Source organism: Rhizomicrobium sp. (assembly GCA_037200985.1).
GTDB lineage: Bacteria > Pseudomonadota > Alphaproteobacteria > Micropepsales > Micropepsaceae > Rhizomicrobium.
Genome location: JBBCGJ010000001.1, coordinates 4,587,513 through 4,603,896, shown reverse-complemented (window position 1 = coordinate 4,603,896; position 16,384 = coordinate 4,587,513). Strand labels below are relative to the sequence as shown.

The 16,384-nt window shown below is 61.9% G+C and carries 14 protein-coding genes and 1 tRNA gene; 5 read left to right on the top strand and 10 right to left on the bottom strand.

The window, feature by feature from the left end:
- Nucleotides 1-44: 44 nt before the first annotated feature.
- The 5 genes from WDN01_22560 to WDN01_22540 all read right to left on the bottom strand — a co-directional run bounded on the left by WDN01_22560 (nt 45) and on the right by WDN01_22540 (nt 5,492).
- Nucleotides 45-1,292, bottom strand: coding sequence for a TetR/AcrR family transcriptional regulator (locus WDN01_22560; protein MEJ0028819.1), 1,248 nt, complete (start codon nt 1,290-1,292; stop codon nt 45-47).
- Between the two features lie 81 nt (nt 1,293-1,373).
- Nucleotides 1,374-2,312: an Lrp/AsnC family transcriptional regulator gene (locus WDN01_22555; protein MEJ0028818.1), complete on the bottom strand. Its 939-nt coding sequence runs from the start codon at nt 2,310-2,312 to the stop codon at nt 1,374-1,376.
- A gap of 86 nt (nt 2,313-2,398) precedes the next feature.
- On the bottom strand, nt 2,399-3,955 hold the full coding sequence (locus tag WDN01_22550) for an AMP-binding protein (protein MEJ0028817.1): 1,557 nt from the start codon (nt 3,953-3,955) through the stop codon (nt 2,399-2,401).
- A gap of 38 nt (nt 3,956-3,993) precedes the next feature.
- On the bottom strand, nt 3,994-5,142 hold the full coding sequence (locus WDN01_22545) for a thiolase family protein (protein ID MEJ0028816.1): 1,149 nt from the start codon (nt 5,140-5,142) through the stop codon (nt 3,994-3,996).
- A gap of 2 nt (nt 5,143-5,144) precedes the next feature.
- Nucleotides 5,145-5,492 carry a hypothetical protein gene (locus WDN01_22540; GenBank protein MEJ0028815.1) on the bottom strand — a complete coding sequence of 116 codons (348 nt, stop codon included), beginning with the start codon at nt 5,490-5,492 and terminating at the stop codon, nt 5,145-5,147.
- Nucleotides 5,493-5,798: 306 nt separating this feature from the next.
- Between WDN01_22540 and WDN01_22535 the strand changes: the two genes are divergently transcribed.
- From WDN01_22535 to WDN01_22525, 3 genes are read left to right on the top strand one after another with little or no spacing between them, the layout of a single operon-like run.
- The gene (locus WDN01_22535; protein ID MEJ0028814.1) at nt 5,799-6,584 is read left to right on the top strand and encodes an SDR family NAD(P)-dependent oxidoreductase; all 786 of its coding nucleotides are present in this window, start codon (nt 5,799-5,801) and stop codon (nt 6,582-6,584) included.
- A gap of 7 nt (nt 6,585-6,591) precedes the next feature.
- On the top strand, nt 6,592-7,371 hold the full coding sequence (locus WDN01_22530; GenBank protein MEJ0028813.1) for a crotonase/enoyl-CoA hydratase family protein: 780 nt from the start codon (nt 6,592-6,594) through the stop codon (nt 7,369-7,371).
- 24 nt (nt 7,372-7,395) lie between these two features.
- Nucleotides 7,396-8,547 carry an acyl-CoA dehydrogenase family protein gene (locus tag WDN01_22525; GenBank protein MEJ0028812.1) on the top strand — a complete coding sequence of 384 codons (1,152 nt, stop codon included), beginning with the start codon at nt 7,396-7,398 and terminating at the stop codon, nt 8,545-8,547.
- Here WDN01_22525 and WDN01_22520 read toward each other — a convergent pair.
- Nucleotides 8,544-9,515 carry a nitronate monooxygenase family protein gene (locus WDN01_22520; protein MEJ0028811.1) on the bottom strand — a complete coding sequence of 324 codons (972 nt, stop codon included), beginning with the start codon at nt 9,513-9,515 and terminating at the stop codon, nt 8,544-8,546. The genes WDN01_22525 and WDN01_22520 overlap by 4 nt on opposite strands.
- Nucleotides 9,516-9,610: 95 nt before the next feature.
- A complete protein-coding gene (locus WDN01_22515) occupies nt 9,611-11,833 on the bottom strand; it encodes a TonB-dependent receptor (protein ID MEJ0028810.1) in 2,223 nt (740 codons plus the stop codon).
- 518 nt (nt 11,834-12,351) lie between these two features.
- Between WDN01_22515 and WDN01_22510 the strand changes: the two genes are divergently transcribed.
- Nucleotides 12,352-12,428: transfer RNA gene (locus WDN01_22510), tRNA-Arg, on the top strand.
- A 607-nt stretch (nt 12,429-13,035) separates the two neighbouring features.
- Here the strand turns inward: WDN01_22510 and WDN01_22505 are convergent.
- Together WDN01_22505 and WDN01_22500 are read right to left on the bottom strand one after the other, a co-directional pair.
- On the bottom strand, nt 13,036-13,287 hold the full coding sequence (locus WDN01_22505; protein MEJ0028809.1) for a c-type cytochrome: 252 nt from the start codon (nt 13,285-13,287) through the stop codon (nt 13,036-13,038).
- Nucleotides 13,284-13,979: a glutathione S-transferase gene (locus WDN01_22500; protein MEJ0028808.1), complete on the bottom strand. Its 696-nt coding sequence runs from the start codon at nt 13,977-13,979 to the stop codon at nt 13,284-13,286. Before WDN01_22500 ends, WDN01_22505 begins: the two co-directional genes overlap by 4 nt.
- Before the next feature lie 690 nt (nt 13,980-14,669).
- On the opposite strand from WDN01_22500, the gene WDN01_22495 reads away from it, so the two are divergent.
- Nucleotides 14,670-14,801, top strand: a complete 132-nt coding sequence (locus WDN01_22495) for a hypothetical protein (GenBank protein MEJ0028807.1) — start codon at nt 14,670-14,672, stop codon at nt 14,799-14,801.
- 34 nt (nt 14,802-14,835) lie between these two features.
- Here WDN01_22495 and WDN01_22490 read toward each other — a convergent pair whose 3' ends face one another.
- Entirely contained in the window at nt 14,836-16,383 is a 1,548-nt protein-coding gene (locus tag WDN01_22490) for a Fic family protein (GenBank protein MEJ0028806.1), read from the bottom strand.
- Nucleotide 16,384 lies beyond the last annotated feature (1 nt).

The following is a 16,384-nucleotide window of genomic DNA, read 5'->3' as shown; positions in this document are numbered from 1 at the left end:
ATGATCTCCGGATTGCAACATCGCTGTCAAGGCCGGCTCGGCTCCTAGACCGGCCGCAGGCCGATCCGAACGAGGGTGGCGATTTCCCTTGGAACAAGACTTCGGTCGGATTGCTCCACGGTGTCGAACCATTTGGGGAGCCATTGAAAGACACCCGGGTGCATGGCCAGAACGGCGCGGGCATTTATGCGGCGAATGCTCTTTTCCCGGTACCCCGCCTCGAAGACCCGAAGGTAGTCGGCCATGAGGCGCCCGGACGACGCCTGCATCCTTTTGCGTATTGTCGATGGAAGCGCTTCGAAACCGGCCAAGGGCGCAAGCGGGGCCACGTCCTCGCGCAGGCTGGCCTCCGATAGAGCATGGGTACTCGCGGACAGCGCGTCGATTCTCGGCCCCTCATATGCGACCGTTCGGCGGGCAATGTCCTCGTAGAAGCCGAAGGAGCGCGTATAGCATTGGGCGACGAGCGCGGCCTTGTCGCCGACATTGTGATAGACGACCTTCTTTGTCACGCCCACGCGCGCGGCGATTTCGTCCAGCGACGTCGCATCGACCCCCTTGAGATTGAAAAGCCAGGACGCGGCGGTGAGCAACGCCTCGCGGCGCGCGGCGGCCATCGCCCGGTCGTCGAAAACGCTTTGGCTCAACGTCGCGCCGCTCGACAGCACCATGGGCCTGTATTCGACCGGCGCGGCGCGATCCGCGGCTACGCCGTCGCGCAACAGAAGCTTTGTGCCCGCGACGAGCTCCTTGCGCGTCAGCGCGTCGTTCGTGCGCCAGCGCCGCGACATCGGAAGCCAGGAGATCAGGCCGATGATCACTTCGGCGACGATATGGCGGGAACAGGGCCGCAGCGAGCCGGCATCGACGCCCTTTTTCAGTATGTCCGCGATGTTCGCCATGATGGCGGCATAGAGGCCGAGAATCGTGCTCCTTTGTTCGGGATGGAGATAGGCGGTTTCGCTGAGAGCCGCGAATTCCGGCTGCCCCGCGCCCAGCAGCGCATCGATGAAGTTATCGACGATCGCCAGGGGATCGGTTCGATTGCGGGCGGCTTCGTTCAACCGCTGCGCCATGAGCTCGCACGATCGGCGATAGCACTGGAAGGCGAGATCCTGTTGATCTTCGAAATAGTAGTACAGCGCGGCACGGGAAACATCGAGCCGCTTTGCGATTTCCGGCAAGGATGCGTGGGAAATTCCCAGGCTGTTCAGGATCTTGGTCGACTCCTCCAGAACGCGAGCCCGCCGGTTCGCGCGTGCGCTCTGTCCGCTTTCGACCGGCTTTTCCAATTCTTCGCTCCTTCGGCAGGCGGTTCGGAGCATCGGCGGCTCGGCGACCGCCGGGCGCGAAAGTCATGTTCGCCGACCCGCTCATTCGTCCACGATGTAGATGAGGTCGGCCCGATGTTTCTTCACTTCGGCGATGTTGCGGATGGTGATCTCGGTCAGCCCGGGCGTTGTTTCCAGCCGACTCTTCACGATCGCGACGAAGTGAGCGAAATCCCTGGCGCCGGCAAGGACGAAGATACTGTGCCGGCCGCTGACCGTGCAGACGATTCCCAAATCGTCGATTTTTCCAAGGTGCGACAGCGCCCGCTCCAGGCTCGCCGCGGCAACTTGAAGATATCCGAACGCGGCCATGTTCAGCCCCAGCTTTCCGGGATCGCAGACCGCGCCTATTCGAATGACCCGCCCATGCAGCATCCGGTTCACGCGCTCGCGCACGGTACTGGCAGGCACATCGAGTGTCCGCGCAATCTCTCGGTTGCTTACGCGGCCGTCGATTTGAAGTTGGCGAACGATCTGATCGTCGAGCTTGTCGCCGACTTCGGACACGCCCGTCGGCCCCAGATCCAGCGCCGCGTAGTCCGACCTGAACATGATGGTTTTCAGTGCCAGATTGACTTCCAGGCGATCGACACCCTCCACGAGGCCCACTTCGTTTTGCAGCAATGCCAATATCGCCGTGTTCTCTTCGACGAACGCCATCAGATGGATTTCCGGGCTGCCGACGCAAACTTGAACGGTCGTGATGCGGTCGAATTTGGCGAGGTCTTTGGCGACCTCGTCGATCTCCCGCCCCCTTACCCAAACGTGCATGAAGCAGGTCTGCCTGTTGCGCAGCCGCTTGACGTTGACCTGCGCCATCACGCGCATCACCCCCGCCTCGTTCAGGGCGCGTATGCGGGATGCTATCGTCGGTTCGGCCAAGCTCAGGCTTTCGGCGATCTCCTTCGTGGGGCGCCGGCCGTCCTCGCGAAGCTCGCGGATGATTTTGAGATCTATTTTATCGGGTTTGCCCGCTTCCAAGACACGTCCCCGAATCGGTGGATCGACGATCTAAGAAGCACCCTATCGGCATTTCGTCAAATTGCGGTCCGGTTCATCGTCCGAAATCAAATCCGACGCTCCCGTCCGGCCCAATAAGGCTCCCGCAAGACGTTCTTCGTCACCTTTCCCGTCGCGTTTCGCGGCAATTCGTCGATGAACCGGACACTCTTGGGAACCTTGTATCCGGCAAGGGTCTTGCGGCAATGCGCGATCAGCGATTCCGGATCGTGTTCCGCAAGCGGCCTCATCTCGCACACGGCAAGGACTTGTTCGCCCATGTCCGGATCCGGAATCCCGATAACGGCGGCCTCCAGAACCCCCGGATGCGTATGCAGCGCCGCCTCGATTTCGGCGGGATAAACGTTCGTACCCCCGACAATGATCATATCCTTCAGCCGATCGGTCACGTAGAGATAGCCGCGGTCGTCCAACCGGCCGACGTCGCCGGTCCGGAAATATCCATCCGGCGTCAAATCGTCCGGTCCCAGCGGCGCCCGATTGAGATAGCGGTCGATCATCAGCGGCGTCCGCACGCATATTTCACCCGCCTCGCCCGGCGGCAACGTTTCGCCGTCGGGCCCGATTATCTTCACATCGACGTATGGCATGGGCTTTCCACTGGAATCCGGTGCTTCCTCCCAATGCTCGGGGAGCATGTAGCTGATCATTTGGGTTTCGCTCATCCCATAGCCTTCGAAAATCAGGCATTGCGGACCGAAGAACTCCTTTGCCCAGCGCTTCAGGCTCGCGGGAACGGCGGCGGCGCCGATATTTACCGTGCGCATCGAGGAGCGATCGAATCGATCCCGAATTTCGCTGGGGAGCGCGGCCAGGCGATGGAGCATGGTTGGAACGGCCATCCAGTTCGTGATCGCGTGGCGATCGATAAGCCGAAGCGCGGATTCGGCATCGAATTTCGGCAGAATGACCACGGCTCCGCCCGCCCGCAGGCAAAACAAGGCGGAGTTGGGACCGGCGCCGTGGTGCATCGGCAGGCAGAGCAGAAACCGCGAATGCTCCGAGACCGGTATGATGCCGGCCATGTAGTCGCGGTATTGCTGCACATTTTTGCGCGCCGCCAGAAGCGCGGGGTCGAGAGCGACACCCTTGGGCCGGCCGGTCGTGCCGGAGGTATAGAGAATGAGCGGCGCGGGCGCGGGCGAGACCATCGGAGTCGGCACACCCTTGTCGGCGACGATGTCCGCATAGTTCGGCGCGCCCGAATCGAGCCGGGCGAACGTCAATATCGCGTCGATGCCGCTTGCCCGGGCGATCTCCATGATGGGCCCGGGTGCCGGATCGTCGATGACCAGCGCGCGGGCGCCGCTATCCTCCAAAAGATAGCGCGTCTCTTCGATGGTGGACCGATTGTTTACCCCGACAAGCGCGGCGCCGATCTTGCTCGCGGCCAACTGCACGACGAACCATTCGTGGCGAATAGCCATGCGTGCCGCGATCCGGTCGCCGGGGCGCAATCCCATCTTCTGGAAGCCGGCCGCAAGCCGGTCGGCGCGATCGTTCCACGCCTTCCAGCTGGTGCGGGCATCGCCCTCGAAGAAGGCGACGGCATCCGGTTTCGCCTGCGCAAAGCTCTCTGCGCTGCCTTTGTACGGACTGTTCATGGCATCGTCTCTTTTCATCGGCCCCAGCGGGGCAATTGCTAATCGCTACGCAAGATGTGGACGAGGCAAACGGCGCCCACGCCGACCATATGGGCAAGGCCCGTTCGCGCTCCAGGGTGTTGGCGACGGTCGGCTTCGCCTCGGAGTTGGCGGGTGATCTCGGCGATTTGCCCGAGACCCGTCGGGCCGAGGGGGTGGCCCATGGCAAGCAATCCGCCCGACGGACTGACAGCGACGCGGCCGCCGATGTTGAAATCGCCGTGCTTCAATGCTTGGGGCGCGCCGCCGCGTTCGCACAGGCCCATGCGCTCGACATAGAGAAGCTCTTCGACCGTGAACGCATCGTGAAGCTCGACAATGTCGAGATCCTCCGGACCGATCCCTGCTTCCCGATAGGCTTGATCGATCGTCTCCTCGGTGAGAGCGGCGTCGAATCCCGATGCCGGCTCGTAAACCCGCTCCGAGCGGGACGTTGAGCTTATCACCCGCGGCGACCGGCGCGGATCGACGCCGAATTTGCGAATCGCGTCTTGCGAAGCCACGATGACGGCCGAGGCCCCTTCGCCCACCGGGCAACATTGGAGCGGCGTCAGAAAGCCGGCGACGGGCTCGGCGCTTTGAATTTCATCGAGCGTTCGCGCCTGCTGGCGGTGGGCATAGGGGTTGAGAGCTCCGTTCCCGAGATTTTTCACGGCGACCCGCGCGAAGTCCTCCGGAGTCGCTCCGGATTCGGACCCATACGTCCTTGCAAGAAGCGCGAAATGCGTGAACGCCGCGATGCGATCGTGCTCCAAATTGTCCAATCCGTTCCGCGACGATCCCAAAGTAAAGGGCGCGGGCTTGTCGACGCCCAGCGCAAGCGTCACGTCGCTGATCCCGGAAGCGACTTCGAGCACCGCATTGCGGAAGGCCGTCGAGCCGGACGCCGAAGCGTTCTCGACCTGTTGCATCGGGATGCCCGTCGCACCCAGATGCCGCAACATGACCCGGGTCGGCGACATCCCAAGCAGGCAATTGGCATGAAAGGCGGACTCGACCGCCGACCATTCCAGCCCCGCGTCGGCGAGCGCGGCGCGCACCGCGGCAAGTCCCAGGACAACGTAAGGCGTGTCCGACAGCTTCTGATAGCGATGATTGCCAACGCCGACCACATAGACCGGACGGAGGTTCGAGAGAGATCCAACCATCGTCAGTCCCTCGCAAGCCGAAAACGCAGTTCAGACGGTCGCTCGCCGGTGGGCGCCGTCAGCGATCCGCACATCTCCGCGCCGATGTACAAGCCCGATTCACCGCGCTGGTCCAACGTGCAACGAAGGAGCGGTCCGCTTTGCAGGCGTATTTCGCCGATCACGAAGGGTGCCTCGATTTCACGGCCCTGATAGCGATGCACCTCGGCAAATGAGATCAGCAGGCCGATAGCCTCAAGCTCTTGAGGGGCCAGCATTTTCCCGTACGCGCCGCACGTTTCGCAGCCATAGATCTGCTGGGGAAAGCCGATGTGACCGCATTTCCGGCACTGCTGTCCGAACAGCGTCACGCGACCGTCCGTCGACGCCCCATAAAGCGTGGGATGTCTGACCCGATTACCCTGATCCATCGCGCCCTTTTTTAACGTTTGCGCATAAATATTCTCATATTGTCACGCGATATGAAAGTGAAAAGGCATATTTATAAACTTTTGGCTGGACAGCATTGCCGGCAATCGTCAAAAGTTCGCCGGGCGCCTGCGATGCGGATGGGGCGGGGGATTTGAGGCGGAACCGTTCAGCGGCGCGGATCGCAAAGTCCGGGAAGAACGGAAAACCGCACGGATCCGAGAATTGCCAGTGACCAAGAGGGAAAAATGGACATTCTGAATTTGTCTGGAAGGACCGCCCTTGTGACGGGGGCAGGCCAAGGCGTGGGGCGCCAGACAGCGTTTCTCCTGGCGGCCTACGGCGCCAAGGTCGTGGTCAACGATTATTTTGCCGAACGGGCCGAGGCGGTCGCGGACGACATCAATCGCGAACATCCCGGTTCGGCAATCGCCCTGGCCGCGGATGTGTCGGATTTCGCCTCGGTGCAGGCAATGGCCGATCGGGCCAGGAGCCTGGCGGGGCCGGTCGGCGTGCTGGTGAACAACGCCGGGAATGCGGGTGCCACCGCCTCGGGCCTCACCGGCAAACCCTTTTGGGAACAGGATCCGTCGGAATGGAACGCGTGGATTTCGGTCAACTTTTATGGCGTGCTGAACTGCTGCCGCGCGTTTCTCCCGGGCATGATCGAGGCGGGCGCCGGTTCGATCGTCAATGTGATTTCGGACGCGGGGCGCGTCGGCGAGCCCAACATCGAGGTCTATAGCGGCGCCAAGGCAGGCGCCGCGGGGTTCACGCGCGGAATCGCGCGCAGCGTCGGGCGTTTCAAGGTGCGCGCCAATTGCGTCGCTATTTCCGCCACGCGCACGCCGGCAACCGAGAACGCGCTCGCAAATCCGGAATTCGCAAAAAGGGCATTGTCGAAATATGTGCTCCGCCGCTTCGGAGAGCCGAGCGATGTCGCCAACATGGTTTTGTTCCTGGCGTCCGAAGCCTCGTCCTGGGTCACCGGTCAGACCTATCCGGTGAACGGCGGCTACGACATGGCGATGTGAGACGGCGATGTCCGAGACTCCAAAAACGATCCGGGTCGAAAGGGACGGCAATGTCGTCGTCATCACGATCGATCGCGTGTCCGCCCGCAATTCCTTCGATCTCGCCACCGCGCAGCAAATGGAAGCGGCGCTGGACGATCTCGACCAGGACGATTCCGCTTTTGTCGGCGTCGTGACCGGCGCGGGCGGCTTCTTTTGCGCCGGCCAGGATCTGAAAGCCGCCGCGCGCGGCGAGGCTGCCTTGACGGCGCGGCGCGGCGGTTTCGGGATCATGGCCAAGCCGTCGTCGAAACCGCTGATAGCCGCCGTGGAAGGCCCGGCGCTGGCGGGCGGATTCGAACTGGCGCTCAGCTGCGATCTCATCGTCGCCGCGCGAAACGCCACATTCGGCTTGCCCGAAGTCCGGCGCAGCCTGGTCGCGCTGGGGGGCGGCATTCTGCGGCTGCCGCGGCGAATGCCCTACCACCTTGCGATGGAGATGATTCTCCTGGGCGGTCCGGTTCCCGCCGAAGCGATGAAGGCGCATGGCATCGTCAACCGCATTTCCGAGCCCGGGGAGGCGCTTTCCACGGCGCTCGCTCTGGCGCGGGCGATGGCCGCCAACGGTCCGCTCGCCTTGAAGGCATCCAAGGAGATCGCATTTCGCGCCCAATCGGAGGCCTGGACCGAAGAGCAGGGCTGGCGGGAACAGATGCGGATTGCGGGCCCGGTTCTTGCGTCGGAAGACTTCAAGGAGGGCCTGGCGGCATTCGCAGAGAAACGCGCCCCGGTCTGGCGCGGGCGATGAAAACAGATTGTCGGAGTTTTTCTGATGGACTTTGAATTCGAAGCCGAAGAACAATTGATCATCGACAATTTCTGCCGCTTCCTGGAAAGGGAAGTCCGGCCTTATGCCAAGGATCTGCGCGACCGTGCGCCGTCGATGGCGGAAGCGAAGGATTTCTTCCAGCGCCTGACGCATTTCGGCATCGGCGGGATGTATGTGCCCGTCCAAGACGGCGGCCATGGCTTCTCCAATCGCCTGAACGGCCGGATGATCGAGGAGATCTGCCGCATAGACGGCGGCCTGGGCGGGATGGTGAGCTTGCAGGACGGCTCCATCGGCAGCTTTGCGCGGATGGCCCCGCAACATCTGAAAGACCGATACCTCCCCGACCTGATGGCCGGCAAGCGGACCTTGTGCACCGGGATCACCGAGCCCGGCGTCGGTTCAAATCCCCGCAATGTCGTAACCCGCGCGACGCCGACCGGAAGCGGGACGTTGCGGGTGATCGGCGAGAAGACCTGGATTTCAAACGCCGATATCGCCGATCTCGCCATCGTCGTGTGCAAAACCAGCGACGATCCGAGAGCCCCGCTCAGTCAGATATTGCTCGACCGGTACGAGCACGGCTTCGAAACCACCAATCTCAAGAAGCTCGGCCTGAATACCTGGCCCACCGGCCAGGTCATGATCGACTGCGAAGTGCCGGAAGCAAATGTGATCGGCGTCGAAGGCGCGGGCCTCGCGCAGACGTTGCGCATGTTCGAGCGGGCGCGCTGCTTTGTGGGCGTGGTCAGCCTGGGTATTGCGCGGGCGGCCCTTGAAGCCGCCATCGACTACGCACAGACGCGCAGGCAATGGGGCAAGGCGATCGCCGGCCACCAATCGATACAGATCAAACTGGCGGAGGCCGCGACGGAGCTCGATGCGGCGCGGCTGCTCGTCTATCGGGGGCTTGCCCTCGTGGACCGGGGAGCACGGTGCGACACCCAGACCTCGATGGCAAAGCTGTTTGCGACCGAAGCCGGCGTACGGATCACGCATCGCTGTCTCGAGGTCTTCGGCGCCAACGGATTGAGTCCGGAGTTTCCGGTCGAAAAGCTTTTCCGCGACGCGCGTGTGATGACGGTGCCGGACGGGACCTCCGATATCCAGCGGCTGTTGATCGCCCGCAATCTGACCGGCGTTTCCGCCTTTTAACCGTCTGCCTGGGGGCGGCGAGCCTTCAGGCCGGCAATCGCGCGCGTTGCATCGTCGTATTCGCGCGCGAAGCGTCCTATCAGCGCCGCGGTGCTTGTGATCCGGTCGATGGCTCCGATGCCCTGCCCCGCTCCCCAGATATCCTTCCAGATTTTCGCTTCGGGGTTCGGCTTCCCAAGACCCAGCCGCTCTTCAAGATCGCCGAGGTTGTCCGGATCGAGACCGGCACGAAGAATGGACGGCCGCAGATAGTTGCCGGCAATGCCCGAAAGACGGTCGGTGTAGATCACGTCGGCCGCGGTGCTGCTTACCACCATGGCCTTGTAGGCCTCGTCGGCACTTGCCTCATGCGTCGCGATGAACGGAGAACCGATATAGCCGCAATCGGCGCCGAGGACGCGCGCGCACAGCAGGGAACGGCCGTTGGAGATCGCCCCGGCAAGCGCCAGCGGTCCGTCATACCAGGCACGAATCTCCTGGATGAGCGCGAACGGGCTTTGCGTACCGCCGTGCCCGCCGGCCCCGGCCGCGACCGCCACGATGCCGTCGGCTCCCCGTTCCACCGCCTTGCGGGCGTGTCGATCGTGAATGACGTCGTGCAGGACGAGGCCGCCATAGCCGTGGATCGCCGAATTGATCTCGCTTCGCGCCCCCAGCGAGGTGATGACCACCGGGACCTTGTGCTTCGCGCACATGTTCAGCCCCTCGTCCAGCCGCCTGTTGGAGCCATGGACGATCAGGTTCACCGCGAAGGGGATGCTGCCGCGGTTCTCGCCGATCGCATGCAGCCAATCGTCCAGCTGCGTGGCCGATCGGGCATTGAGGGCCGGAAACGAGCCAAGCACGCCGGCTTTGCATTGCGCGATGACAAGGTCGGGTCCCGAGACCAGAAACATCGGCGCAGCCATGATGGGAAGCCGCAGCTGGTCGAACAGCTTATCGCGCACGGACCGGCTATCGGCGTTCATTCGAGAATTCCCGCTTGGCAATGGAGCGCTTCACGCAAAAAAACCGGACCGCGCGCTCGAGAGGCGCGGTCCGGACCGGGGGCGCATTGGCCACCTTAGAAGGTGTAGGACGCCGTCACGCCGTAAGTGCGCGGAGGCGCGAACTGTCCCTCCATGGACTGCGTGACGTCTTCGGTGAACTCACCCGAAAGAACGGTCTCGTTGGAAACGTTGCGAACATACGCCCTCACGGCGAAATTCGAATTTTCGGGAATGAACGTGGCGTAGAGGTTGCCCAAGGTATACGCCGATTGCGTGTCGCTCGGCAGATTGAACGGTCGGAAGTAGACGTCGCTGGAGTGATAGACTTCGCCCCGCAGGACGACGTCGCCGAGTCCGTTCAGCGCCCAGTCGTATTGCGCCCCGAAGTTCAATGTGAATTTCGGCGCGCGATTCAGGCGCTTGCCGGTCAGAACCTCACATAGATCGGTGGGAAGGGGGGCGTTGGCGCAGGGAATCGTACCCGATCCCGGATTGAGGGGGTCGAAGTTGTCGTAATCACCGTATTTGGCCTCCGGTATCAAAGACGCGTTTGCGTCGAACGACAGCGCACTGGTCGGCTTCCAGGTGCTCTCCAATTCGACACCGCCGATCGTTGCGGAGGCGGCGTTCACGATTTGATAGCTGACTCCGAAGATCTGCGCGATCTGAAGATTGCTGTAGTCGTAGTAGAAAGCAGCCGCATTGAACGTCAATGTGTCGTCGAATGCCGTGGTCTTGTATCCGATCTCATAGGCGGTGATGGTTTCCGGCTTGAAGATCGCGTCACTGGCGCCGGAACAAGCGGCGGGGTTGAATCCACCGGCCTTAAAGCCCTGTTGCCATTGGGCGTATATCTGTCCGCCATCGGAAAAATGATACTGCACTCCGGCTTTGCCGGAGATGTTGTTGAACGTGGCGCGATCGGTGTCGTCGGAGCAGCCCAGGACCAGGCCGGGTACCACCTGCAAACCGCTTGTCAGCAATATGCTTCGCCGATCTTCGCTCCATCGCGCGCCGCCGTATAGATCAACGGCGTCCGTCAGTTTGAGGGTGAGATCGGTGAACAGCGCCTTCGACGTCGTGGTCTGTGTGAAGATCTGCTCCGTCTGGGAACCGTTCGGGAGCGGTGCGCCGTCGACGAAAACGAACCCCTGGGCGGCGTTGTTCCATGGAAACTCTTGATCGAAGTCGCCCTTGTCCTGATCGTAGAAGGCGCCCAGCAGGCCACTCAGCCGCTTGTCGAACAGCGAGAATTTGAGATCGAATTCCTGCTGAAACGATTTTGACTTATCGACGCGATTGGCGCTGCAGGTAGGGGTGGCGGTTGCTTCGCAATCGCCGTGCTGGCGCGTGAAGTTCAGATAGACATAGGCGGTGCTGGACCGCAGCGCGATATCCGGCGAGATCACCCAATTTGCTTCGAGCTGGGCGCCTTCGTCCAATTGATGGGCCGCCGGTTCGAAATCGAAATAAAATTTGCGAGGATCGAAGGAAATGGGATGATTCAAAAAATCGGGATTTGAAGCGATGGCCGCGGCGCTGGGGGGCGTCGTATTGGTCCAGAAGTCCAGCGTATCGTAGTCGTTGAACCAGAAGCCGGAAAGATCGACCGTGAGGTTGCTGGTCGGTTCGTATCGAAGTGCGCCGCGCGCGCCCGATTCGTTGTAGCCGCCAAGGTGATTTCCGGTGGCAAGATTTTCGGCATATCCCGTTTCGCGGGCGTCGTGCATCACATAAAGCCGCCCTTGAAGATTGTCCGTGAGCGGACCGGAAACGGCGCTTTCCACCCGCCAGGTGTTGAAGTTGCCGTATCCGGCGTTTACGTAGCCGCCGAACGTATCCGTCGGTTGAGCCGGGGCGAAATTGATGGCGCCGCCGGTCGCGTTGCGTCCATAGAGCGTACCCTGCGGACCACGCAGGACTTCGACGGAGCCGACGTCCATCAGGAGGAAGTCCATCGGAGCGGCTTGCGAGAGATAGACGCCGTTGTTGTGGATCGCGACCGACCCTTCCAGGCCGCCGATGATGGCGTCCATGCTCACGCCGCGAATTGCGACGAGCGTCGTTCCGCCAGCGGCGCCGATGTCCAAGCTTGGGACTTTCTCGCTTATTTGGGCGACATTCGTGATCTGATCGTTGCGAAGTTGGTCGCCACTTAGGGCCGTGATCGCCGCAGGCGCGTTTTGCACCGACACATCGCGCTTCAGTGCGGTAACGACCACCGTCTCGATTGAGCCCTGGGTCTGGTCCTGAGCCTGCACGACTTGTGGAATGGCCGAAAGCAACACGGCGCCCATCAGCAACCCATTCGGGAAAAGCCGAGGCTGTCCACCTAGCGTCATACTGAATCCTCCCCTTCGCACGGTCGTCGCCACTCGGCCCGCCTGCGCATTGTTGTGTTAATGTCCTTTGTTATTCCCATTATGATCTAAAAGATCAATAAAATTCCACGCAAAATATCTCGATTTGACGAATATATGTTGCTAATGCGCAACTACCCGTGGCCAGGCCGCAGGGTCCATCGGATTCCCGGCAAAAAAGGCTTGCTTCCTGCCAGCGAGAACAGATCCAAAAAAAAGCGAATGACTAGCGGACGGGCCGGGCTAAGCCGCTGAAGGCATCGCCGCCCAAGCGCACGGTTGTTCGGCATAAGGATCGAGCTGCGCTCGACATCGACAAAGCCCGCGCGTTAGTGGGCGTCGATTGTCGCGACGGCACACGTCTTCGACAAACGCGAACGATCAGGCACCTGTCCGGTGGCAATCGCTCACAACTTGCACAGGGCCGCATCGCCAAGTATCTGTTTCGATTACACGACCCCGTAGCTCAGCAGGATAGAGCAACGGTTTCCTAAACCGTAGGCCGCCCGTTCGAATCGGGCCGGGGTCGCCAGTGTTTCGCTATGTTGGCGCAACCACAAGAAATCTGACGCCGCGTCGCCTAGCTTTTCAGCATGGGCGACGCATTCATTATCTCAGGCCTGAAAGAGCGGCGGTCTGCCATCGCTGGCGAGATCGCGGACCTCTACAAGCGCCTGGACAAACTACAGGCGGACCTAGTTCACGTAGATGGAGTGCTGGCGCTGTACGTCCGAAATCCCTACGAGGGCCGGAGCCAGCCGGGTCAACTTACATCGGCCGGATTCGACCCCAAGCGGACAAGTAGGCCGGGGAATTAGCCGAGGCGCCCTATCCGCTGGCGATATCCAGTGGTCCAAAACCTCTGTCGCGCGATCTGGATCGCGCAATCCAGGTGCCGAACACTCAGGGCGCAGGCGAGGCGATGGGCTTGTCCTTGTCGACGATATAGGTCGAGACCATGACAAGCGGGGTGTTTCCCGTGTTCCTGACGCTGTGTACGGTTTCCGGCGGGACCGCAAAGGATTGCCGCGCGGAAAGCGGCTGATCGGGCCTGCCGTGAATCGAGACGGTCGCCGAGCCGGATTCGATATAGGCAACCTCGCGACCACGCCGACGTCCACCGGCGCGGCGCTGCTGCCTCAGCTGTTACGAACATAGGTTGTCACATCGGCGATCTGCCGGTCGGTCAGCTTCCAGGCAAAGCTCGGCATGGTCAGCGGCGTCGGGCGCCGGGGCGTTGTCGCTGTCCGGTCGCCTGCTAGGATCATATGGACGATGCTGGTGGCGTCCGCCGACCAGCGGCCGAGCCCGGTGCGCGGATTCCCGGTCAGGTCCGGCGCCACCCCGTTGTCGAGCTGTCCGCATGAGAGGCGCCGCTCGCCATTGCTCACAGGACCTTGCGTAGCGAAGCCTCGATTTGGCCGCCGCAATAGGATTCTCCGTAGTCGCGCCGCGCCTTGGCGGCAAGCTTGGCCAGGGGCGGAAGATTTGCGATCCGCTTTGTCAGAGCCGCCGTCACGGGTGCCGTGTCCTCGAGGATTGTCCCGATCTTGGGAAAGCGGTCGGTCATGGTCGACCAGAGGGTGGCGGTCACGATGTCGGCGATGCCCGGCGTCTTGCCGCCCAGCAGGAAGCCGGAGGCAGCGGCAAGCTCATGGCGGCGTCCGATCTCCTCCCAGAACGACGTCCATTTCTTCAACCGCGGGACGAATTCCTGCCAGCGCTTCTTCGTCCACATTTCGCGGCCGCCATCCAGCGTAATTTCATCGATCACATCGTTGGCGTCGTTGACGATCTTCATGGTCAGGGCGCGCAGGGCCGGTTCCGTCGGCATGAGCTTCAGCGTCTCGCCCAGATAAAGGACGATGGCCGGCATCTGAGAGATGGCGACGTTCGCCTTTTTGTCGATCAGGAGCGGCGGCCCCATGAAGGGAACCGGCATGTCCTTGACCGGACCGTCCATCAGTTCCGAGATCGCCTCGTCGCCGCCTTCGGTCCAGGTCTTGCCGGCATAGGCCAGCACAGCGCGCACGAACTGGCCGCGGAACGGCACGGACCAGTAGTAGAGCTTGTAATCCGTCATATCGGGGATTCCGTGTCGTTTGGTCAGGTCTTACGGTAACGACGCCAATCTCTCTCCGTTTCAGGTCGGCGAGCAAGGAAAGAAAGCGCGCAAGGGGGGCGTCCTCACTGGCGCGCCTCATGGCCAACCCGACCGGCCCGGCAGCACTTCGCTGCCATTGGTTTGCGCAAAGGCCCAAGAACGCGTCAGTTCATATGACGCATTGCCTTGGGCGAAGTGCCCTTCGCAATCTGTCCGCCGAACCGACGTAACGAGCAATCTGATGTCACGAAAGCGCGTTCGTAAATCGCGAAACGGCGTCACTCTCCGAGGCGGCGGTTTTCGGTGGCACGCCTCGGATACGCATCGGCGTCACCTAAATCGTGCAGAGCCTGCGGAAACCGGAGGGTCGTAAATTCGATGCTCGCGGCGCAGCTCAGAAGTACTTCGACGTGCAGGCGAGCCTTCGTCCGAGAACGTGATCAAGCAAACCAAGGCTCTTCATTCGCACCTCGGTGAGACTATAGCTAGTCGTAGTTCGCAAGCTGCAGGCTTTCGGCTCTCAGCCTGGCGCGGATCATGCCGTTTCAATTTGTCAAGAATTAGCACTCGGCGTTGCGCCGCTCCTCTCGACAAGCAAGCGCTTGGCGATGGTCCCGTTTCTTGCCGTACCTCCACGTGCATGCCCATGGCCTCACCGAAGGTCTGACCATGCTTGTGGACCAAGTCGAGCTGGAAGAAAGCTTCGCCTATGTGAAGGAATCCAAGAATGACGATCCGCGGGGCATGTTCCTGCCGCCGATCGTCGTGGCCGCGTTGAAGCGCCAGCGCAAGGCCTCGTGAGGCTGCGTAGACACGCGTTCGCGGGGCCGCAGGGCTAGACGGTTTCGGGCGCGAAAATCTCAGCGTAGGCCGCTTCGATCCGCTCCTGCTCGTTGTCGGTCAACGCCGCGAATTCTTTCTCGCGCGCTCGGCGTGAGAGATGACCGTTGTTCTGACGCAAAAAGCCGAAGAGATTGTCGAGCGTGCGATCCGGCATGTCGACCACGCCCGTCACGGTAGTGCGGAATCGATCGTACCTCTCGAGGAATTGGGCTTCTGCGGGCAGATCATGATCGATGGTCTGCTGGACACAAGCATAGAAAAACTCGGCGTGCGGCGTGGCATCGAAAAACCGATAGAAATCGCCCGTATCGTTCAGGACTTCGACGTTGTGATCCTCGGTCGGCTGCCATTGCACAACCGGCAAGAGCCGGCGCGAATAGCTCTCCAGCACATCGCGATAGGCATCGATGCGGTCAAGGATTGCGGCGGACACCGGAAAATGCACGCCGGGAGGATTATAGGCACGCCGTGCCAGGACATGATGCATGAGATAGCGATGGATGCGGCCGTTGCCGTCCTCGAAAGGATGGATATAGACAAAGCCGAACGCCAGCACCGCGGCGGCGATCACCGCATCCACCTCTTCCGCACCATGATCGAAGGCGATCATGCCGCTGACAAGCGACGGCAGGTCCTGCGGCCGGGCGCTGATGTGATCCGGAATAGGCGCACGGGTTTCGCGGTCGTGTGCGCCGACGAAGCCACCTTCCGTGCGCCAACCGAGCCGAACAAAACGCTCATCGCCGATGACGATGCGCTGCAGGCGCAGGAGTTCGTCGGCATCGAGGGGCGCTCGTCCCGCTTCGCCGATGACGCGCCCCCAGCGTTGGATGCGGTCCTGCGGCGGACGTTCGCCCTCGATCACATAGCTCGACCTGGAGTCCTTCAGCAGAAGAAAGGCGGCGGTGCGCGACAGCAGATCGCGGGGAACGCGCTCGACAATGGCGCGCGCGCGCGCGTCCAGATGCAAGGCGACGAATGCGTCGAGTTGCGGCGTTCGGAAGACGAGGGGGCAGAAGTCTGGTGTTCCGGGCAGATTGTTTCTCACCCGATGGCGCGATGAAAGTTCGCCGGCCGTGGCCCATTGCTGGCTCGGATCCACCACCGGTACGTAGGCGCCGGTTTCCGCTGTGGGCAGGTTCAGGGTCGTTTGCGTCAACCACTCATAGAGAAACCAGAGTCGGCGGGCATAGCCGCCGGTCGGCGAGCGCCGGACAATGGCTTCGATTTCGGCGGGTCCCGTGGCCAGGAAGAGGCGCTTCAGGACGACGAGATCCAAACCTTCGTTTTTGAGGGCAAAGGTTAGGTGGGAGTCGAGTGTCGGCTGCGGCGCATGACGGGGCGTATAGAGGCGCCATTCGGCCGTGTCGGCGATCCGGTGTCGAGGACCAATGGCGGCGAGGCGACGCGGGAGCGGGACGGCCAGGTGAAAGGAATCGATAAGGGCGGCGTAACCCGCCGGAACGGCCGGTTCCGGAAGCCGCCTTTCGTGAAAAACGCTAACTGTCCCCGAAAATCGATTCTGTTGGCGCTCACTCATG